At 67.3% G+C, this 25,482-nt stretch carries 20 protein-coding genes; 3 read left to right on the plus strand and 17 right to left on the minus strand.

Annotation, left to right across the window (positions count from 1 at the left end):
* Positions 1–29: 29 nt before the first annotated feature.
* The gene (locus tag AC1DOX_RS24520) at positions 30–611 is read right to left on the minus strand and encodes an SCO family protein (RefSeq protein ID WP_441622016.1); all 582 of its coding nucleotides are present in this window, start codon (positions 609–611) and stop codon (positions 30–32) included.
* Positions 612–905: 294 nt separating this feature from the next.
* Here AC1DOX_RS24520 and AC1DOX_RS24525 point away from each other — a divergent pair, with 294 nt between their 5' ends.
* The gene (locus AC1DOX_RS24525) at positions 906–1,823 is read left to right on the plus strand and encodes a glycosyltransferase family 2 protein (protein WP_441622018.1); all 918 of its coding nucleotides are present in this window, start codon (positions 906–908) and stop codon (positions 1,821–1,823) included.
* A 46-nt stretch (positions 1,824–1,869) separates the two neighbouring features.
* Here AC1DOX_RS24525 and AC1DOX_RS24530 read toward each other — a convergent pair whose 3' ends face one another.
* The 3 genes from AC1DOX_RS24530 to AC1DOX_RS24540 all read right to left on the minus strand — a co-directional run bounded on the left by AC1DOX_RS24530 (position 1,870) and on the right by AC1DOX_RS24540 (position 7,980).
* Complete coding sequence (locus AC1DOX_RS24530) at positions 1,870–3,921, minus strand: serine aminopeptidase domain-containing protein (protein ID WP_441622020.1); 2,052 nt, start codon at positions 3,919–3,921, stop codon at positions 1,870–1,872.
* Positions 3,922–4,003: 82 nt separating this feature from the next.
* Positions 4,004–6,349 (minus strand): polysaccharide biosynthesis tyrosine autokinase, encoded by a 2,346-nt coding sequence (locus AC1DOX_RS24535; protein WP_441622063.1) that lies wholly within the window; start codon positions 6,347–6,349, stop codon positions 4,004–4,006.
* A gap of 77 nt (positions 6,350–6,426) precedes the next feature.
* A complete protein-coding gene (locus tag AC1DOX_RS24540; protein ID WP_441622022.1) occupies positions 6,427–7,980 on the minus strand; it encodes a mannose-1-phosphate guanylyltransferase/mannose-6-phosphate isomerase in 1,554 nt (517 codons plus the stop codon).
* 330 nt (positions 7,981–8,310) lie between these two features.
* On the opposite strand from AC1DOX_RS24540, the gene AC1DOX_RS24545 reads away from it, so the two are divergent.
* Complete coding sequence (locus AC1DOX_RS24545) at positions 8,311–9,381, plus strand: DUF1839 family protein (protein ID WP_441622024.1); 1,071 nt, start codon at positions 8,311–8,313, stop codon at positions 9,379–9,381.
* Between the two features lie 50 nt (positions 9,382–9,431).
* Here AC1DOX_RS24545 and AC1DOX_RS24550 read toward each other — a convergent pair whose 3' ends face one another.
* From AC1DOX_RS24550 to AC1DOX_RS24600, 11 genes are all read right to left on the minus strand, one after another.
* Entirely contained in the window at positions 9,432–10,160 is a 729-nt protein-coding gene (locus tag AC1DOX_RS24550; protein ID WP_441622026.1) for a Crp/Fnr family transcriptional regulator, read from the minus strand.
* Between the two features lie 385 nt (positions 10,161–10,545).
* Entirely contained in the window at positions 10,546–13,107 is a 2,562-nt protein-coding gene (locus tag AC1DOX_RS24555) for a glycosyl hydrolase 2 galactose-binding domain-containing protein (protein ID WP_441622028.1), read from the minus strand.
* On the minus strand, positions 13,104–14,090 hold the full coding sequence (locus AC1DOX_RS24560) for a DUF1839 family protein (protein WP_441622030.1): 987 nt from the start codon (positions 14,088–14,090) through the stop codon (positions 13,104–13,106). Before AC1DOX_RS24560 ends, AC1DOX_RS24555 begins: the two co-directional genes overlap by 4 nt.
* The gene (locus AC1DOX_RS24565) at positions 14,091–15,065 is read right to left on the minus strand and encodes an amino acid--[acyl-carrier-protein] ligase (RefSeq protein ID WP_441622032.1); all 975 of its coding nucleotides are present in this window, start codon (positions 15,063–15,065) and stop codon (positions 14,091–14,093) included.
* A 10-nt stretch (positions 15,066–15,075) separates the two neighbouring features.
* A complete protein-coding gene (locus AC1DOX_RS24570) occupies positions 15,076–16,287 on the minus strand; it encodes an acyl-CoA dehydrogenase family protein (protein WP_441622034.1) in 1,212 nt (403 codons plus the stop codon).
* Positions 16,284–16,535 (minus strand): acyl carrier protein, encoded by a 252-nt coding sequence (locus tag AC1DOX_RS24575; protein ID WP_092139398.1) that lies wholly within the window; start codon positions 16,533–16,535, stop codon positions 16,284–16,286. The genes AC1DOX_RS24570 and AC1DOX_RS24575 overlap by 4 nt, the downstream gene beginning before the upstream one ends.
* Before the next feature lie 94 nt (positions 16,536–16,629).
* Positions 16,630–18,033: an undecaprenyl-phosphate glucose phosphotransferase gene (locus tag AC1DOX_RS24580; protein ID WP_441622036.1), complete on the minus strand. Its 1,404-nt coding sequence runs from the start codon at positions 18,031–18,033 to the stop codon at positions 16,630–16,632.
* Between the two features lie 107 nt (positions 18,034–18,140).
* Complete coding sequence (locus AC1DOX_RS24585) at positions 18,141–18,821, minus strand: phosphatase PAP2 family protein (RefSeq protein WP_441622038.1); 681 nt, start codon at positions 18,819–18,821, stop codon at positions 18,141–18,143.
* A 476-nt stretch (positions 18,822–19,297) separates the two neighbouring features.
* Positions 19,298–19,573 (minus strand): hypothetical protein, encoded by a 276-nt coding sequence (locus AC1DOX_RS24590; protein ID WP_092139404.1) that lies wholly within the window; start codon positions 19,571–19,573, stop codon positions 19,298–19,300.
* A gap of 95 nt (positions 19,574–19,668) precedes the next feature.
* A complete protein-coding gene (locus tag AC1DOX_RS24595; protein WP_441622040.1) occupies positions 19,669–20,211 on the minus strand; it encodes a DNA-binding response regulator in 543 nt (180 codons plus the stop codon).
* A 371-nt stretch (positions 20,212–20,582) separates the two neighbouring features.
* Positions 20,583–21,443, minus strand: a complete 861-nt coding sequence (locus tag AC1DOX_RS24600; RefSeq protein WP_441622042.1) for a helix-turn-helix transcriptional regulator — start codon at positions 21,441–21,443, stop codon at positions 20,583–20,585.
* Between the two features lie 492 nt (positions 21,444–21,935).
* Between AC1DOX_RS24600 and AC1DOX_RS24605 the strand changes: the two genes are divergently transcribed.
* Positions 21,936–23,582 (plus strand): phage integrase family protein, encoded by a 1,647-nt coding sequence (locus AC1DOX_RS24605; RefSeq protein ID WP_441622044.1) that lies wholly within the window; start codon positions 21,936–21,938, stop codon positions 23,580–23,582.
* A gap of 54 nt (positions 23,583–23,636) precedes the next feature.
* Here AC1DOX_RS24605 and AC1DOX_RS24610 read toward each other — a convergent pair whose 3' ends face one another.
* Both AC1DOX_RS24610 and AC1DOX_RS24615 read right to left on the minus strand, forming a co-directional pair.
* Positions 23,637–24,653, minus strand: a complete 1,017-nt coding sequence (locus AC1DOX_RS24610; protein ID WP_441622046.1) for a ParB/RepB/Spo0J family partition protein — start codon at positions 24,651–24,653, stop codon at positions 23,637–23,639.
* Between the two features lie 5 nt (positions 24,654–24,658).
* Complete coding sequence (locus tag AC1DOX_RS24615; protein WP_092139412.1) at positions 24,659–25,315, minus strand: AAA family ATPase; 657 nt, start codon at positions 25,313–25,315, stop codon at positions 24,659–24,661.
* Positions 25,316–25,482: the final 167 nt, after the last annotated feature.

Here is a 25,482-nt window from a genome sequence, read left to right on the forward strand (position 1 = left end):
GGTGCGGGTCAGTCAGACTGGCCGGGCCCTCAGGCCTTGGCCAGATGTCCCATGACGGCGAGCACTTCTTCCGGCTGGGGCAGCGGAGGGCTGCGCCAGCAGAGTTGTGCGGCCGCGTTGAAGAAGTAGACCTGGGTCGAGTGGCGGTCGAGATTCTCTGCCGGCGCACGGCCGGCGAGTGCCGTCCTGAGCTTTTCGACATCGCCGGCCGGCACGGCGCCGCGCCACGACGGGCCGGCGCCCATGCGCTGCAGCCACTCATGCAAGGCTTTCGGTGTATCGGAGAGCGGATCGATACTGAGCGACACCAGCCGCAACGGATAACGGCCACGCAAGCGCGGCAGCCCCTCTTGCACCGCGCCAAACATCGCGCCTTGCAGCGGGCAGACCGAGCTGCAGCCCGTGAACATGGTCTGCAGCGCCGTGACGTTGCCCTGCAGCATGTCCGCCAGACGGCGGCGTTGTCCTGTCTGATCGACCACCCACGCGTCCGGCGCGGGCAGCAGCGGTTCGACCGGTCCTGTACCGAGGTGCGCGTACAGGTCGTGCGACGTGACGGCCAGCAAGCTGGCGGAGATGCTGCGCAGCCATGCGCGGCGTGTCCAAGTCATTGCTACGTCTCCTGGGCTTGGATCATGGCGTGGTGACTTCCGGGCATCGGCGCGGGTCGACAAGGCGACAGCCGGTGCTGGATGACCGGATCATCTTGCGATGCCCGGTGCCGGCCATCGGTGCGCTATCGCACGTAGCGGGCACGCGGGTGGGCATGCGGGATGCTGGAGGACCGGCGTTCCACGGCTTGGTGGGCAAACACACGGATGGGCGGTGAAAGCCCGTTGAAGGCAACGGGCGGGCGTCCTTATACTCGGCGCAACGCATCCGACCGGGCACAGCAAGGAGAAACCGTGGACTCCCAAGACCAGCATTGCGCGACGGCATCGCCTCGCATTGCCGTCATCATCGCCACCAAGGGACGTCCCCAGGCGGCGACCCGCGTGCTCCGCCTCCTGGAAGCACAGACGCTGCCTCCAGACATCGTCGTGGTCTCGGCCAGTTCGCAACAGGATGTCGAGGCGCCGTTCGAGACGACCTTGCCCATCGAGTACGTGTTCGGCACAGCGGGACTGCCGGCGCAGCGCAACCGGGGCATGGTCCGCGTGATGCCGGCGTTCGATGTCGTGGTCTTCTTCGACGACGACTTCGTGCCCGCGCCCGACTGGCTGGCACGTTGCGCCGAAGTGTTCAGCGCCTGGCCCGACGTGGTCGGCCTCACCGGCGACGTCATCCGCGATGGCGTGCGGGGCGACGCGATCGACTGGGACGAAGCCATCGCGCTGGTTGGCGACAATCTGGTGGACGCGGACGACACGGCAATCACCGCCACCTCGCCGCTCGAAAAGCTCTACGGTTGCAACATGGCATACCGCACCGCCGCCATTGGCAGCCTGTGCTTCGACGAGCGCCTCGTGCTGTATGGCTGGCTGGAGGATATGGACTTTTCCCGCGCCATGAACCGCAAGGGGCGGCTGGTGAAGGCCCTGGCCGCCCGTGGCGTCCACCTGGGCCTGCGATCCGGCGGACGCGCCTCCGGCGTGCGCTTCGGCTTTTCGCAGATCGTCAATGCCTGGTATCTGCATGGCAAGGGTGCGCTGACCGCGCGCGAGGCCTGGAGCAACACGCTGCGCGCGCTGCTGGTCAATGGCGCCAAGGCGTTCTTCCCCGAGCCGCATATCGATCGACGTGGACGGCTGGCGGGCAATTTCATCGGCCTGCGGGAACTGTTGTCCGGGCGCTGCCGTCCAGAACGAGGCGCGGACCTCTAAGAGGCACTGGGGCACCGGCTTGCCGGCGCCCAGCCTCTCCATCCCTTCAGCCTTTCGATTTCGCCACCGGCCCGCGGCGGGCTGCGGCCGGGATGCGCAACTTGACGGGCGATGCCTTGGGCCGCACGACGCGGGCCAGGCGGACGGGCTGGAGGACGGGCTGAGGAACGGGTTCGCGGACGGGTGTGCGGGCCTGTTCGCTGGCGGGCGCCGCCACAGGCCGCGACGGCGCCCGTGCCTGAACCTGGGCCTGAACCTGGCTGAGGTGTTCCAGCAGATGATCGGCGAAGGCCTCCCTGCTGACCTCCAGGAATAGCGAGTGATCGAGCATCGGCAGGATGCGCAGGTTGACCAGCGGCAGGTCGTCGAGCCCTTCCATCTGCTTGCCTAGCCCCAGCCTTGCCTCATGCAGACCCACGTCGCTGGCGCCGTAGAGGAAATCCGTCCGCACGCCCCGGCGATCGAGCTCGCGCACGGCGGCGCGCGCGAAGGCGGCCACCGTGGCGTGGTCTTCGCCATCGCGCGATGGCCCCGCGGCCTGCGCGCCGCTTTCGCGCACGCGATACCAGATCCGGCGGGCCATCGCAGTGATCAGCCGCCGCGCCCCGATCTGCCCGCTGCAGAGACGGCGCCAGTTCTCCCACTTCCCCATCGCAGCCAGATACACGCGGGCCGAGCGCAACTGGTCCGTGGCCGCGGCGTCGTCCGCCGCATCCCAGCGGAACTTGACGAGATTCGCCAGCACCAGTCCGTTGACGCAATGATTGGCCAGCGCCGCATGCAGGCTCAGGAAGGCGCCCGAGCAGACGCCGGCCAGCACGATGCGCCGGAATCCGCGCGCGCGCATCCACTCGACCGCGGCGCTGACATCTTGCCTGGGCGTCCGCGCATAGATGGCCGACAGGTTCATCTGCCGCCACGCGCCGGGGCTGTCGCCCAGCGCCGAGACATCGAGCCGCAGCGCAGCCATGCCTTGCCGCGCCAGACGCCGGGACAGGTCGACGAACATCCGGCCATCGCCCGCGTGATGGTTGCCGCCGGTGTTCGGGAAGATCACGGCGGTGGTGGCGGGGGTCCGTCTGCCGCTGCCGGCGCCCGGTGTGCTTAGGACGCCGAACAGCCGCCCGTTGTCGATCCACACTGATTGCTCGATGACGCCGTCCGCGTCGAAGCTGGCTTCCACGCCGACGTGACGTGCCGCCATCGCGTGTGCCGGCGGAAGCGGAGACCGTGTTGGCGCAGATCGCGATTGCAATCGGGCATACGATGTTGCCGAAGTTGGCGAGGTTGGCGACAGGGCGTTCACCCAGCCGATGACCCGCGCCCACGCGTCCGGGGGCACTGCGGCGTATTCGGCCGACTGCATCAGCAACGGATACTCGGCGAAATCTTCCACCTCGACCTGTGCCCCGGCCGCCTTGTACTGGCGGGCCAGTGCGGCCACGGGCGAGGCGGGGTCCGGCCAGGCGTCAAGCCACAGCATGCGCGGCGCGGGAGCCTCCGTCAGCGCATCGAGCCGCAAACCCTGGATGGCGGCGACCGTGGCGGCGTCGATCCGGAAACTGAGCACGTCTTGCGCGCCGGGTGGCGCCGGTGGGGGGACCAGCTCGGGGATCGCGCTGTTGCGCCAGCCGGCATGCAGGGCGCGGAGTTCGCGCAGGTAGCCCCGGCCGTCCACGACCGGCGCCAGCATGACGAGGCCCGCAACCGCCGGCCCGCCGCTGTCCGCCATGCCGTTTCCAATTCTTGCGGCCGCCAGTGCGGCCAGCAAGGCACCGAGCCGCAGCCCGCACAACACCACGCGCCCGACGCCCGTCTGCGCCCGCAGCAACGCGGCGGCGGCCGTGATGCTCGCGACCGCGCGCGGGATGAAGTCAGGTTCGTCACCGGTGTCGGCGGCGTCGCCCGTGCCTTCGTAGTCGAATCGCAGCACGGGAACGCCTGCGGCCGCCAGATCGTCGGCAAGATGGCGCCACGCGCGATGCGTCCACATCGCCTCGTGCCCTTGTGGCGCGCAGAGTACGACGCCAATGTCCGCAGTCGTCCCCGTGTCGGCGTGCAACCAGCCGACACAGCCCCCGAAAACCAACCGCTTCATGTCCATCTCCTGTGCGGCTACCGGTCGGACCCGACGCCGGCGTACGCAGAAACAGGTACGCCGGTGTCGGGGGAATCGCCGGTTACGCCTTCTTGTCTTCTACAACTGCCGTATGGCCAATCTGCTTGACCTCCGGTGCGGCGACCGGCATTCCGAGATAGGGATTCATGCTGCCGAAATCGGCACGATTGCTGCGCTTGGGCGTCACGCCATTGAGAATGCCGCCCAGCAGGCGGGCATCGGCACGCGCCAGGCGCTTGAGGGTGTCCTCGACCTGCGTGGGCAGCGTGGATTCGGCGCGCAGCACCAGCAACGTCGAGCCGGCGAGGTTGGCCACCAGCGTGGCATCCGCCACGGCCATCACCGGCGACGTATCGATCAGGACGAGGTCGAAGCGCTCGGCGCAGGCTCGCAGGCATTCCGCCAGTGCGGGGCGCATCAGCAGTTCCGACGGGTTGGCGGGTGGCGTGCCTGCCGGCAGCATCGACAGGCCGTTGACGACGGTCAGCCGCACCGCTTCCGGCAGCACGGCGCGGCCGGCAAGCACTTCGGCCAGGCCGGGTCCGGGCGGCTGGTCGAACCAGCTGGCCACGCGGCCGCGACGCAGGTCGGCATCGATCAGCAATACGCGCTGGCCCGCCTCGGCAAACAGCACCGCCAGGTTGACCGATGCAAACGTCTTGCCGGCGCCGGCGGTGGGGCTGGTGACCGCCACCACGTTGTCACGGGTGCCGCGCAGCGAGAAATGCAGCGCGGCACGCACGCTGCGCAGGCCCTCGACGGCGACGGAATGCGGGGCGTTGCGCGCCAGCAGGAACTGGTCGTGCAGGCCGAGCCGCACCAGCCGCTCCGTCCCCTCGTCTTCGAGCAGCGAGATCTCCGCCAGGTCGCGCCCCGGCTGCGGGCGTTCGAGCCGCGCCAGCAGCGAGGGCGCCACACCCACCGCGGCATCCGTGCGCGTCTTGGAATCCAGCAGGCGATCCAGTTCCGCCTGCTCGCGGCTGTAGGCGATGTCGCCGAGCATCGGCAGGCCGAGGCTCTCTTCAGCATCGTTGGCGTTGGCGACCGTCGGCTTCATGCGCTGGCGGACCGACACGAACCCCATCGCCAGGCAGATCCCGAGCAGGCCGCCGCCAGCCGTCAGCGGCAGCCGGCCCATGCCGACCGGCGTGACCGGCGTCAGCGCGCTATCGATCACGCGCGTCTGGTGGGTACGGTCGAGCTGCGCCAGCGAGAGGTGCTCAAGCTTGTTGCGCAGCGTCATGTACATGTCCTCGGCCACCTTGACGTCGCGCGTCAGGGCCACGGATTCGCGCTCCGAAATGGACAGGTTCTGCAGGCGCGTGTCCATGTCGCGACGTTCGCGCGCCAGTTGCTGGATCTGGTTGTCGATCGTGCGCACCTCGTTGGACTCTTCGGTGAACCGCTGCAGCATCTTGGTCCGCTCCAGCCGCAGCAACGCGATCTGGCGCTGGTAGTCCATGCTGCCGTTCAGGAAGGACTGGGCGTCCTGGCTGGGCTGCATGGAACCAGCCCGCGAGCGGTAGCGCGTCAGCGCCGCCTCGGCGCGTTCCAGCTCGCTCCTGACGCGCGGCATCTCGCCGGTCAGGAAGGCAAGCGTGGCCGCCGCCTCGTCGCGCCGGCGCGCGGCCTGCCCGTTGATGTACGAATCGGCGATGCCGTTGATCAGCGCGGCCACCACGGCGCGGTCGGCGTTCTGCCACGCAATGCGCACGGTGCTGGCATCGTTGCCATCGCTGTCGATGCGCAGCTCGCGCGCCACGGTGTCGATGGTTTGCGCCGTTTCATGCCGCGTGACGGTGAAGCGCGTGCCCGGATTCGCGTCGATGCGCGCCACCTGGAAGGTCACGCCCTCGGCCTGCACGATCTCGCCCACATTGCCCTCGAGCACGGTCGCATCCCTGAGGCGCAGCCGGTAGGTGTTGGTGGGCAACACCTCGAGCGTCATCGGCACATTGAGCAGGTGCTCGGGCACATTGAAGGTGCGCACGTCGAGCTGCTCGCCGCCCCAGGCATAGCCGAGCTGCGCGGGCCACGGCCCGATCCGCTTGCCGGGCTCGGCAAAATGCGCGGCCACTCCGCCGACCAGCGGCGCGCGCAACGGTTCGACCGAAATGTCGAGACGCAGGCGCTCCACCACCGGCCCGACGACGGCGCGGCTCCTGAGCATGCCGACATCGAACGGCGCGGTCTGCTGCGCGGCGGCCGGCTCATCCTTCGGATAGACCTGTACCAGCGTGTGCGCGCGATAGACGTAGGGCCTGGAGATGGCGGCCGCCCCGGCGATGATCGCGCCGACGAGCCCCGCTGCAAGAATCCAGCCCGCGTGGTCCAGCAACGCCCGCACTTGCGCGCCACGCCTCCGCGACACTCCCCCCGGCGCCGGCATGGTGCCGGCAGATGACATTGTGCTCACGAATCGCTCCCTGACTGCTTGGCGCGTCAGCCCTGGTGCCCGCCCGACCCAGGGCCGGCACCCGTGGGCTATTTGCGCCCGTAGTTATCCTCGAATCTCACGATGTCGTCCTCGCCCAGATAGGCGCCGGACTGCACCTCGATGATCTCCAGCGGCGTCTTGCCCGGATTTTCGAGCCGGTGCAGGGTGCCGATGGGGATGTAAGTCGACTGGTTCTCCGAAAGGATGCTGACCGATTCTCCGCAGGTCACGCGCGCCGTGCCGCGCACCACCACCCAGTGTTCGGCGCGGTGATAGTGCATCTGCAGCGAGAGGCTCGCGCCCGGCTCCACCACGATGCGCTTGACCTGGAAGCGCTCGCCATGATCGATCGAGTCGTAGCAGCCCCAGGGCCGATGCACCTTGCGATGGTTGACGACCTCCGCGCCATGCTCGGTGCGCAGGCGCTGCACCACGTTCTTGACGTCCTGTACGTGGGCCTTGTCGACGACGAGCACCGCATCCGCCGTCTCCACCACCACCACGTCCTGGACCCCCACGCAGGCGATCAGGCGGCCTTCGGAGTGGGCCAGGCACGAGGAGGCGCCGTCGAACAGCACGCGGCCGCGCGCGGCATTGCCGGACGCGTCCTTCGACGCGATGTCCCAGATGGCGGCCCACGATCCCACATCCGACCAGCCGGCATCGAGCGGCACCAGCATGCCGGGAATGTCCGGCAAGGTTTCCAGCTTCTCCATCACCGCGTAGTCGATCGAATCGGACGGACAGGCGTCGAATGCTTCCTTCTCGATGCGGAACAGCTCACCGTTGGTGCCGCTGCCCTCGCCGGCCTCATACGCCGCACGGCACTGGCGGTACATCTCGGGCTGGAGCTCGCTCATGGCCCTGAGCCAGACCGATGCCAGCACCACGAAGATGCCGCTGTTCCACCAGTACTCGCCGGAGTCCACGTAGTGCCTGGCCAGCTCCAGATGCGGCTTTTCGACGAAGCGTTCGAGCGCGAACGCGCCGGGATTCACGGGCACCGCGGCGCGGATGTAGCCAAACCCTGTCTCGGGCGCGGTCGGCCGCACACCCAGCGTGACGATGGCGCCGCGTTCGGCATGCATGACGGCGGTTGCCGAGGCCTGCCGGAAGGCTTCCGTATCGAGCACGCTGTGGTCCGCCGGCGACACCACCAGCACGGCATCGGCGCACTCGCCGGCACCGGCGACGGCATGCAGCGCGGCAATCGTGAGCGCCGGCGCGGTGTTGCGGCCACACGGCTCGGACACGATGCGCGCACGCTTGCCCTTGCGCTTGAGCATGTCCGCCACCATGAAGCGGTGTTCCTCGCCGCAGACCACGATTTGCGGCGGCTCGATGCCTGCCGGCCGCTCCGCGCGCACGGCGATGCCTTCCAGGCGGTACGCGGTGGCCTCCAGCAGGGTGTCTTCGGCCACTACGTTGAGCAATTGCTTGGGATACTGCTCGCGCGACAGGGGCCACAGACGCGTACCCGCGCCGCCCGCCAGGATCACCGGCTGCACCGCCGGCCGCAGGAGGGGGCGCACCACAGGCGCTTCGACGAGCGTCTGCAACGTGCTGGATGGCAGGGTCTTTTCACGGCTCCGGGTTCTCATCATTTCTCCTGCCTGCATCGTGCGCGGGTCATTGCCGCGGGTGGTTACGCATCCTGGCCGGTGCCCCGCACGGTACGCAGAATCGGGTACGCATGACGATCCCGGGCATGCGTCCAGGGGATGCGGCCCAGTGTAGGAACACAGCCAGATGGGTATCTGTTCGATTCCACACGCACCCCGGGCGGTCCCGCGCCCGCACATCGCCGCGCGGACTTTGTTGGACAACGTACCGATTCGCCCACGCCCTGGCGTTGGAATACGGGTGGCCGCGCATGCGCCTGCCGCGCCGGAAGCGATCCGGCTGGCATCCGATTCTTGCGGAGGAACGACATGGAGCGCAGTTCTGCAACCCTCTTGGAGACGCCCTCCGGCGACGGCCAGCCGGACGCCGTCACCACCGCTGCCGTTGGCACGCAGGCGCGGGCCGCCGGCATGACGCGCCCGGGTGGCCTGCATGGCGAGGACGCGATCTGGCAGGAAACCAACTGCTATATGGATCTCTGGATCGAATTGCTGTACGGCTGGGGGCTGGACCCGCGCGCGGCGCTGGCGTTCACGGTCACCCAGGATTTCGAAGGCGATCACTTCACGTTCTTCAAGTATCCGCAAGCCGACCTGGAGCAGCTCTACGGCACGGTCGTCCAGGAAATGGCGATCTACGACACGCTGGAGGCACACATCGCCGGGCAGGTGGACCGTGGCCACGCCGTGCTGGTGGAGGTGGACAGCTTCTACCTGCCGGATACTCGCGCCACGGCCTACCGCCGCAGCCATGTGAAGACCACCATCGCCATCGATCGCATCGACACGGCGGCGCGGCGGCTGTGCTACTACCACAGCCTCGGCTACCACACCGCCGAGGGCGAGGATTACCGTGGCCTGCTGCGGCTGGACCCCGCGCTGCGCGACAACGGGGACATCCTGTTTCCGTATGCAGAGTGCGCCAAGCGGATCCGGCCGCCGCTGCAGGGCCGCGCGCTGGCCAACGCCGTGGCCGGGCAGATGCGCCGGCATCTGGGCCGGCGCCCACTGCGCAATCCCGTCTCGCGGTGGCGCGATGAGTTTCATGATCAGGTCGGCAATGTGCTGGCGCGCGGCGACGCCTATTTCCATCACTATGGATTCAACCTGCCACGGCAGCTCGGCGCCAATTTCGAGATGCTCCATCACTGCCTGACATGGCTGGGCGAGCATGGCTACCGGGTGCCCGCGCCAGTGATCGGCGCGGCCACGGCCATCGCATCGGAGAGCAAGGTGCTGCAGTTCCGGCTGGCCCGTGCGGTGGCACGTCGCCGGCATGACCCGTGCACGGCGTGCCTGGACATGCTGGAGTCCGCCTATGACCGGACCATCGACGGCCTGCTGATGTCGTTCGGCAGCACCGACCCCGCCGAAGCCTGAGCGGCCGTGCGGAGCGGGGCACCGGTGGCGCCCGCGCCGCCACGGTCGGTTCAGGCGTGGGTCAGGGTCAGGGCCGGCAGCAAGCGGTCGTACTCGCGCTTAACGAGCTTGTAGCATTCGCACGAGTGCTTTTCCAGGCCGCAGCGGTCGAGCACGGTGATGTGCCCGCGGCTGTGGTGGATCAGGCCGAGGTCTTCCAGCTTGCCTGCCGCCTCGGTCACGCCCTCGCGGCGCACGCCCAGCATGTTGGCGATAACCTGCTGCGTGATTACCAGCTCGTTGGAGCTCATGCGGTCGATGGCCAGCAGCAGCCAGCGGCACAGTTGCTTGTTGAGCGAGTGGTGACGGTTGCAGGCCGCCGTCTGTGCGATTTGCGTCAGCACGGCCTGCACGTACAGCAGCGTCACGCGTTGCAGCGCGGGCAGGTGGGTCAGCTCCGCACGCAGCGCACGAGCCGGGATGCGGTAGGCAAAGCCAGGGCTGCGCACTTCCACGCGGCTCGGCATGGTGTCCCCGCCGGTGACGACGGGAATGCCCACCAGTCCTTCATTGCCGACGGCGGCGAATTCCACCGTGGCGCCATCCTCGAGCAGGGAGAGCAGCGAGACCACCGACGTGGTCGGAAAATAAACGTGGACGATGCGCTGGCCGGAATCGGTCAGCAGTTCGCCGGCACGCAGTCGCACGAGTTCGAAGTGGCGCGACAGCGCCTCCCATTCGTGGCGCGGCAGTGCATTGAGCAGGTGATTGATGTGCAGGTCCGACCGATGCGTAATCATGGTGATTTCCCTCCCACTGACCCGGGAGCGACATCGGTAGCGGTCCGCACGGTAAGCCCGTGCAGGCCTGTGACCCGATTTCGCCGCTCCACCCGTTGTCGACTGATGGCGATCTCCGGCAACCTCGCGGTTGCCACCCGTTTTACCCCCGGTGCGCCAGCCCCGGTTCGTTGTCTCGTTGTTGACTGTATTAAGGGCCATACGGGTCGGAACCGTCAGTAGGCAGACGGTTGGTGCGGCGGTCATGCTTTGGTAGGTTGGATGGAGATAAGCGGCGGAGAGCGTGGGGTGGAGACCGGCTGGGAAGCGGGCCGCGGAAGGACCCGCCGGCACCCGTCCAGCCGCCCGGCACATGGCTCGGGCGGAGAAGGTGGAGACAATCGATTCAGGCGTCGTAGGGGACGGGCCGGTCGGCGTTCAGGGCTGAGATCTCGCCCGAAGGGATGGCTCCCGCCGCGCCCGGCGCGGGCGTCTCATGCATCAGGCGGATACGGCGCGATTCTCCCGGCCCCAGGTGGAACCAGTCCTGCGCGGGACGGAAAGCATGATCCTCAATATGCACCCAGCGCGCGAAGCGCTCCGTGCTGACAGTCAGCCACCACTCACCCTCCACGCATTCCACCGCGCCTCTCAACCCTGGCGGGTGCAGCGCGGCCGCGCGCCGGTCGGGCAGATAGGCAGCCTGGCTCAGCAACGCGGTGCTGCCGTCCGTGGCGGTCTCCGCATCGTGCAGCGTTGCCAGCACCACATCGTGCGCGGGCGGGCCGAAGCGATACGCGTAGGTAAAGTCGAAGAAGTGCTCGAGCAGGTCCGCCGCCGCCAGGCGACGCACCTCGCGCGGGGCCAGCGTGAGCGTCAGCGTCCCCTGCGCCGCCACGGCCGCGCCGTCACGCAGGCAGCGCAGCGTCAGCGCGACGGTGCGCGCGCGCCCGGTTTCGTTGATCAGGTGGACATGCAGGCCGTTCAGGCCCTCGTCCGTCATCAGCACCTGCAGCGGCTGCCACACCTGCCGCAACGCATGCCACGCGGATTTCGGACGCGCCTTCGCGTCGACGATGCCCCAGCCAGCGCCCGGCAACAGGTCCTGCAGCTGCCAGACGAGGCCGCCCGCGCAGGTCGACCCGGCGCGGCGCCATTCGGTGAAGACCTCGGTCATGATCTCGGCCACCACCGCGCGCGACAGCGTCAGGTAGCGGGCCGGCTGCTCGTAGCGCAGGCGCGGCGGGTCCACCTCGTACAGCGCGCGCAGATAGAAATCGCGGATGTCCTCGAAATCCCACGCCGCGCCGGCATCGCGTGGCACCCGGGCCTTCCAGCGCGGATCGTGCAGCGGCTGCGCCAGCCCTGCCTCGGCCAGCGTGCGCGCGCATGGCACGTTGGCAAACGCCAGGCATTCGGCGGCAAAGCGCACGTTGGCCAGCCGCGCATCGGCCAGCGGCCGTTGATAAGCGCCCACGCCGTAGTAGTGCGTGACGCCGGTATCGGGCTGGAACGGCCACGCGCCCTCGCTGGGGGAATTGCGTACGTAGATCACGTCGGGCCGGTGCTCGGCCACCAGCCCCGGGATCAGGGTATCGAACAGCGGCTGGCGCCATGCGCTGCGCGGCGCGCCCATCATGGCGGCCTGCTGCTCGGACTCGCTGCCGCCGCACAGCACGGCCAGGCTGGCGTGCGCGCGCGTGGAGGCCAGCCATTGCGCCACTTCGCGCGCGGCGTCATCCATCAGTGCCGGGCTGGCGCTGGTATCGCTGCCATAGTCGAAGTTGGCGAACATGAAGTCCTGCCAGACCATTAGGCCGAGCGCATCGCACTGGCGGTAGAAGGCCTCGCCGGGATAGCAGGTCACGCCGCTGACGCGGACCATGTTGGCGCCGGCATCGCGTGCCAGTTGCAGCCATTGCGCCACGGCCTCGTCGCTGTCGGCGAGCCCCGGCAGATCATGGCTGGAAACGCAGGCCCCGCGGCAGAACACGCGTTCGCCGTTGACGCGCAGCGCGAACGATCCGGGCTCGCCGTCGCGGTCTTCCGTGATCGTGCGGAAACCCGTTTGCCCGCAGTCGATGGCATGGCCGATCACGGTGGCCTGAATGCGGTACAACGCGGGATCGCCGTGCGTGTGCGGCCACCATCGCTGCGCATCGGGCACGCGCAGCGCACCGGCCAGCGTGTGGGTATCCACGCGGCGCAGCTCGCCGTGCCATGCGCGATGATCGGGCCCCACGGCGCACACCTCGCCAATCGCGGGTGCCGGCCCCGGGAAGTGCAATTGCAGCGACACCACACCGTCGCGGCCATCGAGATGACCGGCAAGCTCCGCGCGCACGCCATGCGTGATGTCAGGGCCTTCCGGATCGAGCAATTCGATATCGCGCCATGGGCCGACCGCATGCACGGGCGGACACCAGCCCGGCATGTGGCCGAGCAGCGTGGTGCGCACCGCGCGCAGCGCGGGGGGCACGATCATGCGCGGCTTCCAGCGCACCGGTCCGCGCTGCGTGCGCAGCCACGGATGCAACGCGCGGAAGCAGAGATAGAGCGTGTTTTCCGCGCCAGCCAGGTCGACCAGCACCTGATGCGCGGCGAACATGTGGTGCGTCGTCAGCACCATCACGCCGTTGAGCCAGACTTCGGCCAGCGTGGCCAGCCCGTTGAAGCGCAGCAGCCGACGCCCGCTGCCGGCAAAGCGCAGGCGGTACCAGTAGTCGTGCTGATGCAGCGGCGGCGGGGCCGTGTCATCCCAGCGTCCGGCGGCACGCAGCGCGCTGGCCACCGTGCCGGGTACCGGGGCCGGCAGCCAGTTGCCGTTGTCGGCCAGTTCGCCGGGATGCGCCACGGCGCCGGCAAACGTTTCGAGACAGGTCCAGTTGCCTTCCAGGCGGGCATTGCCCACCGCCACGCCGGCCCGCAGCGCGGGCAGCAGTGCCGGTTCAGGATCGCGTGCGGTCATGGCTGGTCCGTCCCGAAATGAGCGGCAAGCGCGGGCACTGTGTCCTTGTACGCCGCCTCCAGCTGGTCCAGGCAATCCTGGCAGGGGTCCGGCTTGTGGCTGATCACGGCCCGCATGAGCCGGAACTGCATCACCATGGCTTCCGACGCCATGGTGTAGCACGCTTCGGCCACGGTATCGGGCAGCACCTGGCCCTGCGTCACCAGCCAGCGTACATAGCGCCCGAGCAATTCGAAGTTGGCGCCGAGCTGGCGCAGCACGTTCGCGGCATAGGCCTGGAAATTGGGCTCGCCGCGCGCCATCAGCTGGTCGAGGTGATCCGGAAAGGCCGTGCGGAACGCGCAGATGGGGTTTTCGCGCGGCCGTCGCACCAGGTGGGCGCGCAGCAGCCCCAGCGATGCCCGCACCAGCGCGGCGTCCGCCTGCGCCGTAAAGCGCCGGCGCACCACCTCCGCCTGCGGAAAGAACGCGGCGCCGCGGCTGATGGCGTCATCGCCCGGCATGCGGAAAATGGCCTCGTAGTCTTCGCCGCTGGCCGTGTGGTAGCCGTCGTGATGGTAGTACCCGACCGCCGTGGCCTCCGGCACCAGCACATCGATGGCAATGCTCGATCGCGCATGCTGGCGCCGGTAGGCCTTGCCCGCCTGCGGCAGCTGGAAGTTGTCGACCTCGAGGATCACCACGTTGCCGCAACTGGTTTGCGCGGCGACGTGGGATTCGAGCCGGTCATACGTCGACAGCTCGTCCCTGACGATGCCGTACAGGCACTCCATATCCCCGGCGGGGATGTTGGAGGACGTGAACTGATCGCCCGAAAAATCCTGAGTCACCGTGAACGGCAACGCGGCGATAGGCTCGAGCTCCCATCCATGCAGCAGCTCGACCCAAAGATCGATATGCCGGTTGGTGTGTGACCAGACCGGATTGCCGCCGTGCAAAGCGTGGGCGCCGGAACGCAGTCGCACCTTGCCATCCCCGTACATTTAGAGTCCTCCAAGCGTCTCGCGGACCGGCTGCGGCCAGCGTGCGGGGTCCAGCCCGTGATGCCGCAACAGGGCCAGCACCAGCCGCTCGATGCCAAAGCCCACGCAACCGGTATGTGCCGTGCCGCCGTCCGCCAGGCCGATGCGCCACAGCGCACCGAAGTGGTCCATGTGGTAGTTGAAACTCATGCAGGCCGTGGGCGGCTCGCCGTCGTTGACCGGGATCAGCAGTTCGAACTTGAGCTTCTGCTCGCGCTGGCTGTCGGCGACGATCTTGCCGCCGCGTCCGAAGAACGGATCGTTGGCCACGTCCAGTTCCATCGGCAGCTGCAGGGCCGTCGCCAACTGCAGGCCGCGCTCCATCCAGACCTGCCGGAACGCCAGGATGCGTGCCGGCGACCCCAGGCAGACGTATTCGCGCTGGCGGAACAGCTGCATGCGCGTGGGCTCGAGCGACGGCTCGTGGCGGTAGCAGTACGACAGCACATCCACGACCTTGCCCGTCATCGGCAACGGGCCGCGCCGGGCAATGACGGGATAGATCGGATAGCAGGCGGCGGGCGTCAGCACGACACCTGTGGGCGCCTGCTGGTCGGTCCAGTCCTGCCGGTCTTCCAGACGGGCGAGCAGCCTGCGGTGGGCCCGCTCGTCGCCGCAGAAGCTGTGCACCGTGCCGGCCAGTTGCGGAAAGCTCTTCAGGTATTCGCTGGTCTCGAAGTCCGCCAGGCCCATCGCGGGCGGAAAGCGCAGGACCTCGGCCTCCTGGTCGGCGCCCAGCCGCGTGATGGCGGCGTTCAGGCCATCGCCGATGGCTTCGAACACGGCGCTGCGGCCATACAGGCCGGGCACGCCGCTCTCGATCAGCAAACCCGCCGCGAGCAGCGCATCGAGATACGTCGGCTGCGCCCGTGCGCGGGCGAACAGCCCGCCAGCGCCGCCGATCGCCTCGGCCCCGCGAAAAGCGTGTGCGTCCATGAGGCCTCCTTCAGGACCGGTCGGCCAGCAGCAGGTTGGCCGTATTGGTCTGAATGCGATCGTTGTTGATCATCAGCGGCGCCGACCACAGGTCCCGGAGATGCCGGCCCAGGCTGAACGGCGTGCCGTGCTTGTAGCCCGCCATGCCGCAGACCAGCATGGCCTGCTGCACGGCTTCGAGCGCCATGGTCGAGAGCGCCGTCTTGAGACCGTTCATCTCGGCGGCCAGCGCGAAGGCGGCGGACACCGACATCTCCGCATGCTGGTGGCGCTGACGCTGGTGCGCGAGCGCCAGGTCCAGGCGGCCTTCCATCATCTGCAACATGCTGACGGCTTCGGCCACGCGCGGTGCCGACGGCGGCAGCGATCCCGGCCGCGCCCGCGCCTGACTCTGGAAGAAGACCTTGGCGCGCGCCACGGCATCGCTGGCGATGCCGAGCCAGAGCGCGCTCCAGAGAATGTGCGAGACCGGCGTCATCGTGCTGTCGGCGATCTCGCCGAACGGCACGGCGAGGACCTGGGCCATATCGCCTGTGGCTTCCAGCCGGAAGCCATTGCTGCACGTGCCGCGCATGCCAAGGGTGTCCCACGCGTTCAGGCTCTGCAGCGTGTAGTCGCCCTTCAGCGCGCAGACCAGCACCTGGTCCGATGGCGAGGCGTCCGCATGCCGGCGCGCGGTAATCAGGATGCCGTCGGCATGCGCCCCATAGGAAATGGTGGGGGCCATCTTTAGCAGGTGGAAGCGGTCGCCTTCGGCATTGACCGCACAGCCGCTGCTGCGCAGCGCGCCGCCGATGGCTTCCTCGGACGTGGCGGACGCCAGCAGCAGCTGGTCCGTGGCCACACACGCCAGCAGCGAGGCATGCCATGCGCTGCCCGCGCCGTGCTCGAGCAGGCAGGCCACCTGGATCTGATGCATCGCATAGATCATGCCCGTGGAAGCGCAGGCCTCGCCCAATACCTTGCAGATGTCCGCGACCGTGGCGAGCGAAGCGCCGGCGCCACCCATCGTGACGGGCACCATCGCACCCAGCAGGCGATGCTGGCGCAGGACGTCGAAGGCTTCGTGGGGAAACCGCGCGTCGTGGTCGACGGCGTCCGCATGGTGGCGGGCGACCTCGGCCGCGGCCTGCGCCGCGATAGTCAGCGCCTCGGCGGAGACCGCGCCGGCACCGGCGTCGGGGTTCGCATGCGCTAGCGTGACCCTGGCAGCGGGACTCATGCCGCCTCCTGCTGCGCGCGGATGGCCTCGACGGCAGCGGCCAGGGAATCGATGCTGCGGAACAGCTGTCGCGTCAGCATCTGATCCGGGATCTCGATATCGAACGCGTTCTCCAGGGCGAGCATGACGTGGACCGTCGCCAGCGACGACAAGCCGGCAGCGTAGAGGTCATCCTGGTCGGCCAGCGAAGCCAGCGGCACATCGAGCCGCGCCACTTCGCCCAGAATATTTCGAATGGTTGCTTTCATGTCACCTCCAGTCACGTTGGCGCGCTCTATTCCATGCGTTTCCGGCGCGTGCCTCGGTGCGATGTCGCACCAATCTGCGTGGTGCTGTGTCGTCCTAGTACGCCGCCGCGCCGGTCCAACCGTGGACTGCCGTGCGCAGGATGATGCGAAGGTCGAGCTGGAACGACCAGTGCTGGATGTAGTAGATGTCGAACTCGATGCGCTTGCGCATCTTCTCGATGGTGTCGGTCTGGCCGCGCAGACCGTTGATTTGCGCCCAGCCGGTGATGCCGGGCTTGACGCGGTGACGCAGCATGTAGCGGTCGATCAGTTCCTTGTAGAGCTCGTTGTGCTCCATGGCATGCGGGCGCGGGCCGACCACCGACATCTCGCCGCGCAGCACGTTGAGGAACTGCGGCAGTTCATCCAGGCTGGTGCGGCGCAGGAATGCGCCGACGCGGGTCACGCGGGCGTCGCCGCGCACGGCCTGCGTGACACCGGTGTCCTGGTGCACCTTCATGGTCCGGAACTTGTAGACATTGAAGGGACGGCCATCGATACCCAGCCGCTGCTGCCGGAACAGCACCGGACCCGGCGACGACAGCTTGACCATCGCGGCGATCACGAGCAGCACCGGGCTCAGCGCGACCAGCACGCCGAACGCAAAGGCGCGGTCGAAGCTGGCCTTGAGCAGACCCGTGATGCCCGAAACCGGCGGGCTGTTCAGGTCGATGACGGGCAAGCCCAAGAAATCGCTGAAGCGGTGACCCAGCAGCTCGACGGCGGCCACATCGGGAACCCAGCGGATATCGATCAGTTCGTTGCGGAACTGGCGCACGACGTCGGAGAGATCGCGGCAGGCCGCCATCGGCAGCGTCAGCCAGATTTCCCGCACGCCGTGTCCCCGGACGAAGGCGTTGACTTCATCCATCGTGCGCAGCGTTGCGACGCCGGCGGGAATGACGTCGGACGACTCGTCGTAGATGCCAACCACCCGGTAGCCTGCGGCACGGATTTCCTGCACGCGCGTGTACATCTCGCGGCCAAGCGGCCCGTAGCCGAAGATCACCACGCGCTTGGCGTTGATGCCCTGCTGGCGCACGTTGGCCAGCATGCGGAAGGCGATGGCACGCGTTGCGACCAGCGCCAGGCCGACGCTGGAGAACCAGCCCATGGACCAGATCCGCGACACCGCGGCGATCTGGTGCATCAGGAACGCGGCCAGCAGGCCGATCACGAACACCGTGGTCCATCCGGCCAGCAGGCGCAGTGCCAGCGCGGCCTGGCTGCGGCCTCGCCACGACTCGTAGACGCCGAAACCCGGGAACACCACTAGGGCACCGAGCGAGCACAGCATGGTGAGGAAACCATGCACCGGTGCCGCCTCGCGAATGCCGCCTGGAAAATAGAGCGCGCCCATCGCGATGCCGCTCGCGGCGATCAGCGCCACATCGCAGAGCCTGTAGAGGTAGTGAAGCGTAGTATGCCGCTCGGCGGCAACGTTCCAGTTTGATGCCATGACCGCCCCAAAGCCCTTGCGGGAACTATCGTGGAGTCATGGTTGCGCACGGCCCCCGGGGCGTCTGTTGGCGGGCGCACACAGATTCGGGCGCCCCGTGGCGCGTGCTATCCGCGGCAGGGAAGCGCGGGGTGGCTGCCGTAGCCGGGCGCGCCGCGATCGCACGCATGGCGAGGCCGCATGGAGGTCCACTCGCCGCGCTGGAAGGGCCGGTCACGGCCGGAAAGAAAGACGGCGAGCTCCTGCACCCACTGGTGGGTCACGCCGGCCAGGCCGCTCACGGGGAGCACCAGTATCGTGGCGAGCACGAGCGACGCCACCAGCATGGTCAGCGGCCCGCGCGGCATCTCGCGGCGCGAGATGAACGGCAGGCTGACGCAAAAACCGAGCGCGAGTCCGCTCAGGACTTCGGACATGGAATGCGCGTGCAGCATCAGGCGCGATGCGCCCACCGCCAGCGCGACGAGCACGCCGGCGGCTGCGGCCAGCCATCCCAGCCGCGGGTGCCCGGCCGGCGTCGCCAGGTAGAGCAGCACGGGCAGGATGGACGCCGCCATCATGGCGTGCCCGGAAAACCCGGTGAAGTTGATCGCCGCGCTGCCGATCCCCCATCCCAGGAAGGCCAGCTTGGAGGCCAGTACGACCAGCGCCGTGACGGAAAACGCCAGCAACCAGTGACGCGCCGGGTCCGAGGCGCCGCGCCAGCGCAGCCATCCATAGAGAAAGACCGCGCACGGCAGCAGGAAGGCCGATTCGCCGAAGAAGGAAATCAGTTGCCAGCGGCTCATGGGAAAACGGGGGAATGGGGAATCACGACGATGGTCCGGTGGGCTCGACGGGGTGGCCGGAACCGGCAGCGTAACACCGGCACCGGGCCGCATCCATGGCACTGCGCGTCGCATTTCTACCTCCACCCATCCCGAAGCATGAGGCTTGCGGGGCCTGTTCTCGCGCGTGTCGCGTGCCCGGTTTGCCCTCCGCACCTTTCGGCGCCTCGCACCGTGTCTCTCGCACGCGTTGTTTTTCGGGGATGAGACGTAAGGCCGGCATGCGTCTTCTGGTTGATAGAGAGTCGCGTCGCGATTCGATATGTTCGTTCATGATGGTCGGCCCTGAAGGACCGGCCATTTCAAAGCCCGCATGGTCCCCCGGTCGGCGGGCTTCTTTTTTGGGTTTCCACAACGGGGGGAGTCATGCGATGCGGGCCGCAAGCGGCCGGCGGCCATGGTGGTCATGGCGGCCCATCGAACGTGGTGCCAGTCGCTCAGGATTCTGTCGGTCCCAGCCTGACGATGCGCGCCTGGGCGACGATCATCGCGCGGGCGGTGTCGAGGTGACGGCTGGCCTCGCGCTCGCCAATCTCGCGCGCGGCCAGGATGGCGGCGGCCTCGGTGGCGAAGCGCCGCCCATGTAGCTCGCCCCGATACAACAACGGCCCGCCAACGATGGCGAGCCGGATCTCATAGCAACATGCCCACTTGCCCCGGCCCTCGCGCACGGCAAAACCGTGGACGACCAGGATGTCCAGACTGTGTTCCATACGACCCCCTGCGTCCCGCAGCGGCCGGCCATGCAATGGCGCCAGCTTCTGATTGCGGGCATTTCAAGCATAGGCCGCGGGGCGCGTCCGCGCCTTCATCCGATCGCAGTAGAGCCGTCGGGATGAAAGGGTTGGGTACGCAAGGGTGGGAGGGGGGGCGCCGGGTCGGCGGTACGAGGATGATGGGCGCGCAGCAGGCTGAGCGCCTTGCGGGGGAAGCACTGGCCGCCAGCCCAGACCAGCGCCGCGGCTGCGCATACCAGCTCCACGGGCGCCGGCACGGCCAGACAGCCGCTGGCACCGAGGCGGGCGGCATGGACCATCAGCGTTGAATCGAGCGCATCGGACAGGACCAGCCAGCGGCGAGGCGCCAGCCGGGCATGCACGCGGTCCAGCAGCACGCGGGGGTCGCCCTCCACGCCGCTGCAATCGACCAGCACGATATCGACCGGGCCGTATGGCACAGGCTCGGCCTCATCGGGATTGTCGATCGTGATCACGCGGGCGGCAGCGTGGTCGTCATCGAGCAGCCATTCGGGTGCATGCCATCGAACCGGGGTTGGAATATCCAGCCCCTCCATACGGCGCGCAAGAATGCGGCACATCATTTCATTGCTGGCGATCAGGTAGGTCGTCATCGACAGAGATCGGCATTGTGTACGCATGGCACCGCACGGCGTTGTGCACCGGCGGCGCGCCCGCACAGGGGCGGGGCGTCGAATCGGGATGCGCCGGCGCCGGGTAGGCGCATGCGCGGGAGGGCCTCCGCCTGAGGCGTCGGCAACGGCAGGTAATGCGGCTAGCAATACAACTAGCGATACGCGGCTAGCAACAGGGCAAACAGGCGGTGGTGGCGTTTGATTTCGGCGAAGATGCGCCGCGCACCGACCTTCTTCAGAAGTTAGCAACCACGGCCAGCCGCCGCCTCATGCTTTTGGATGAGGGAGGGCCGGCAGATGGTGGAACGGGATGGTTTGCCACCCGGGGCGTATTCCGCGGGGCGCCCGGATCAGGCAGCCTCACAGGACTCCCTCGCATGGAGGGCGACGGTTGTCATCGAAACATGCGACGACGCCGGCTTGGTCACCGTGGGGCCCGGCCAGTTCAGTGACGCACCACGCTGGAGCGCCACGTATACCGCCTCGCCCTTGTTGCGCACGTGCAGGCGCTGATACAACGTGCACGCGTGCGTCTTGGCGGTTGCCACCGATATGTTCAGCAGACGGCTGACCGTCTTGATCGGATAGCCGCGCGCCAGCAGGGCGAGAACCTCGTACTGTCGCTCGGTGATATTGAGGAGGTGCGCGCCGGCCGAAGGTGTCTCCAGCGGCAAGGCATGCGCATGCGGGCCGTTGGCCGTCGCATCGGTGGACACGCTGTGCAGCGGCACCACGATGGGTGCGGCAAGCCGGGCCTCCGTGGGCGTCGCGGAGGCGGGCGCGGTTGTGCGCGGCATCGCCGGCTCGGCCGAGCGCGTGGCGGGCAGCTGCGACGGGAAGCATTCCCCGCCGGCCAGCACCAGGCGGATCGCCGCTTCGAGCGCATCCGCGGAGCAGGTCTTCGCCAGCAGGCCGCGTACCACTTCAGGCAGGCCCGCTTCCGGTAGGGCCGTCGGCGTGTGGTCCGCCAGCACCAGCACCCGTAGCGGCTGCATGCGCTGGCAGAGTTCGGCGAGGCTTTGCCATCCGGCTTCGACGTCCGCGGGCAGGCCGTAGATCATCAGATCGGCGTGGCGCGTCCACGGATCGGGTTCGTGCAGGGTAGCGGGGTCGATATCGACGAGATCACCTGGAACATGTGCCTGGGCCAATAGGTGGCGCAGTCCGAGGCGCAGCAAAGGATGTGGCTCGAGCAAGAGGATAGTGGCCATGGCCGCTCACTTCTTATTGGCGCGCTTCGGGAGGTTGCAAGGATTCCCTGGCGCGCTAGTTGGAAACGCTCCGCTTTTGGCGCGGCTGCATTTCCATACGATCTGGTATCGCCTCCTGAGCCACGCAGCGACCCCGTCCTGGTTCGCTACTGTTCGGCCCTCCCTCGGAGGATGCCAGACCGCCCCGTTTGCGTATGTAACGCGTTAGATGCCTCTGAATTCTGATTCAAATTAAATCTAATTCTGTTGTTCAGCATAGGAAGGTCGAGAAGTGAATGCAAGGTGATGCTGCAGTGCAACGGGTATTCCCTCACAAGTATGACAACCGACTTTTCGGCGTATGGGATGTGGTAATCGGTACGCCACTTCTCCTTATGTTCGATTAGAATTATCGGCATTGCGTTTTGCTAGACATTTGGGCCCGGATCGATTCGGGCTCCGGCGAAGTGCCTTATCAATCAATAAGTTAGCGCTGGATCACGCCTCGCCCATATGCTCACCGGAAATCACCTCGTCAACCTCACTCGCAGCGAATTTGCGGCGGTTCGTGCCTACGTGCAGGGCATGCCGGCGGCGATGGTGGTGGCGCGATATTTGTCGGACGATGGGGATGACGACGATGGCGCAACGGAATCTGCCCTCCGGACGCTGCTGGGGCTCCGGGACCGGATGGTCCAGTTGGCACACCTGCATGGACGCCTGGATCTGGCGGAGTTGTTGGAGCTGGGCCCCGGGCGCTCCAATCGGGGCATGGATCGCCTAGTGGAGGCACTGGCGGAACTGGAACGACTGGGGATGGCCCTCCCCCGTGCGGACCATGGGGTGGAACTCTGGTTTGCGCCGGCGCTGGCCCGGCGGCTGCGGGCTGCGGATATCGGCACGCTACGCGGGTTGGTTGCGGTGGCCAATCGTCGGGGCACAGGGTGGTGGCGAGCGGTGCCGCGCATTGGGGCACTTGCCGCCAAAGTGATTAATGGGTGGCTTTTTGAGAACCGGCCACACGTGAAGGATGAGGGCGGCGCCCCACTCCTGGGTGCGCATGTCGGGAACCTCAAAGCGCTGGCGCCCGCTGCGCTCGGCCCAAGATTGGTCCAACTGGTGCCGCTGGAGCGGATGAGCGTGGAATCGACCGATTCTGCTGACCCCCTCAAAAGTGATATAACAGGCACTTATGAGGAGGGAGTGGTGTGGGTCCGTCGGTGGTTATCTTCAGTGTCGGCGGACAACTCGCCAACGTGGCTGGCCTATCGGAAGGAAGCGGAGCGGCTGCTGCTCTGGTCCGCCGTCGTCCAGGGCAAGCCATTGCTGTCTCTCACTGCCGAAGATTTAGGTACGTTTTGGGATTTTCTGGCCAATCCCACGCCCGTCAACGGATGGTGCGGTCCGCGCGCCTCGCGGGAGTCCGCGGCCTGGCGTCCGTTCTCGGGGCCCCTGGGCGAAACCAGCCGCCGGCACAGCTTGCGGGTGCTCGGCGCCTTGTTCAGTTGGATCGATGCGCAAGGGTTGGGGAATGGGGTGTCGCCACGGAAGAACTGGGTACGCTTTGACGAATCCGGCGACGTCAAAGTGCCGTTGGCGCCGGATGTGGAAGGAAGCCTGTTGGCCGAATCGAACCCGGCCGCGAGGCTCGATGATGCGACCGTGGCCCCGTTCATTGATTGGCTGCGGGAGCGGGGCTCCGCGGTGGACGGCATGCGCTATCGTGCTGCCGAAGCCGCTGTCCGGCTGATGCGTGCAGCTAACTTCGGCATGGCCGAACTGGCGTCGGCAACATGGAAAAACCTGGAAATTCCGGACGCAGCATTGGGTACGCTTTTGCTCCGTTCCCTGCATAGCCATTGGCAGGACCGGGGTCTGGCGGTCGCCCGGAATGGTGGTCCAGTGGGAGAGGATGTCGGCGCCATCCCGCTGCTCGCCCCCCCTGCCCCGCCCCCGACCGGACACGCGCGCCGGAAGGCAACCACCGCCCCGCATGCCGGCTATTCGGTTCGCGGCCTGCATGCGTTATTGAGCACGGTGCTGGCCCGCTACCGGGAATCCTGCGATCCCCACTTCCCTGCCCGGACGCCGCGGGAGCTTCGGCCCGCCCTCTCCGGCGATCGCGCTACCGTTCAGGGCGAACCTTTTGCTGCGGGCTAGCCAGGGCCTCGGGCAACCCTCTACCTTGCGGCTAGCCCCAGGCTACGGCACGCCTCAGATCAGCGTCTTGTCGAGTCCGAAGCGGGACTTGAGTACTTCCAGAAGATCCTCGCGTGCGTTGCGGTCGGTCAGTTGGACATCGAGCATCACGCGCCCCGAATCCCATTCCTTGATCGTGCCGAGCAACTGGCCCGCTTCCGTCCGGATCTTGTACTGACGGCTGATTTCCTTCACCTTGCGCGACTTGCCCTCTTGGGCGTGCTTGCGGATGGATTCCACCTCACGACTCGACAGACCGTCGATCATGATCCGCGTGGCGAGGTCGCGCGTCCGATCCTCGCCGGCAATCTTGCAGTACAGCGTCAGCTCATACCCAGCCGCGATACCAATCGCACTGGGCCGCTCGCGCATCACCGCGAGCACCGACTCCGGCAACTTCAGCAGCGCGAGGGTCTTGTTCACGGTGCCGGCCGACATGCCGGTCAGTTCGCAAATTTCTTCTTCCTTTTGAACTTTTCCTTCATCGAGGAGCTGCCGCCATGCGATGGCATTGTCCAGCGCTGACTGGTCGGACCGCTGCTCGTTCAGCAGGAATGAGAGCCGGTAGAAATCCAAGTCGCTGAGGTCGCTCTCGATGAAGCATTCCATCTCGAGCTTGCCCGCCGACGCGAGCGCGCGTTTGCGATAGTGACCATCGATCAGGATGTAGTGCCCCGGCCGCATGGGGTCCGGCGCGGCGAGGCCGGGCGTCTTCTGCCCGTGGGTCGCGATCGATGCAGCACGTTCCTGCACGACAGCCGGGTCGTAGATGCGGCGCGCGTTGAACGGGTTATCGTGCAGCTGGGCCAGCGGCACCTTGATCAGCGTGCGACCGGGCTCTGCTGTCTCCACACTTTCAGCGCTGAAAACGGGCGCCGGACGCTCCGGACGAGGGGTCTGCAACAGGCCGTTGGGATGCTGGGAAATCGCGGCTTCCGCACGCGCGAACCGGTCGATCGCGTCGCTACGGGTCTTCTCTGCCGCCATCCCGGCCAGCATGCCGGCCTTGAGGCTTTTCAATTTCGTTGCCATACGTATTACTCAATCAGGGACAGGATCTCGTCGACCATCATGTCGACCTCCTGCACGGCCTCGCGTGCGCCCGGTACTCCGTGGACGGTGCAGCCGATCGCCTGGCACTCGCGAAATGCGGAGCGGGAGCCGATCATGGCGTTCAGCAGCGGGACGTCACCGTCGTCGCCCAGGATCTCGATTGCCTGGCGCGCGATGGAAACCCGTCGCTGGACCATATTGGCCATCACGCGGATCTGCAGCGTTTCATTCTGGACCTGGGCGTGCCGCGCGAGCGTCTTCGCCGCAACGGCGGCCCAAAGATCCGGCGGAGAAGGCACGACGGGAATGATCGCCAGGTCCGAAATCAGCAGCGCGCTCGATGGCGCGGCCGAATGCACGGCGGGCGGGCAGTCGACGAGGATGTAGTCGTAGTCGTGGATAAATTTGCGGACTTCGCGATGCATTGCCCCGCCGGAAGGCGCAAGGCCGATCACGGAAGCCGGGAAAGGGCGTTCATCGCTGGCCTGTGCGGCCCAGCGGGTAGCGGTGCCCTGCTCATCCATGTCGACGAGCATCGACCGGGCGCCGCGCAGGCCCAGCGTGCCAGCCAGGTGCATGCTGACGGTGGTTTTTCCGCAGCCGCCCTTCTGGTTGAAAACGGTGATGATTTTTGCTGGCACTCCGGCCTCACTTTCAGCGCTGAAAGCGCATGTGTCGAGTTCACTTCAGGCGCCACTTTAGCCAAATTGCCAGTGAGCTACAACCTGTCTTTCAAAATTCAAATTTTTAATTGCGGAAAAATATCTGTGCCATATATGCGCCGCGCGAAAACACTGCGAAATTCGCC

It is taken from the genome of Cupriavidus sp. 01L415, assembly GCF_056400065.1.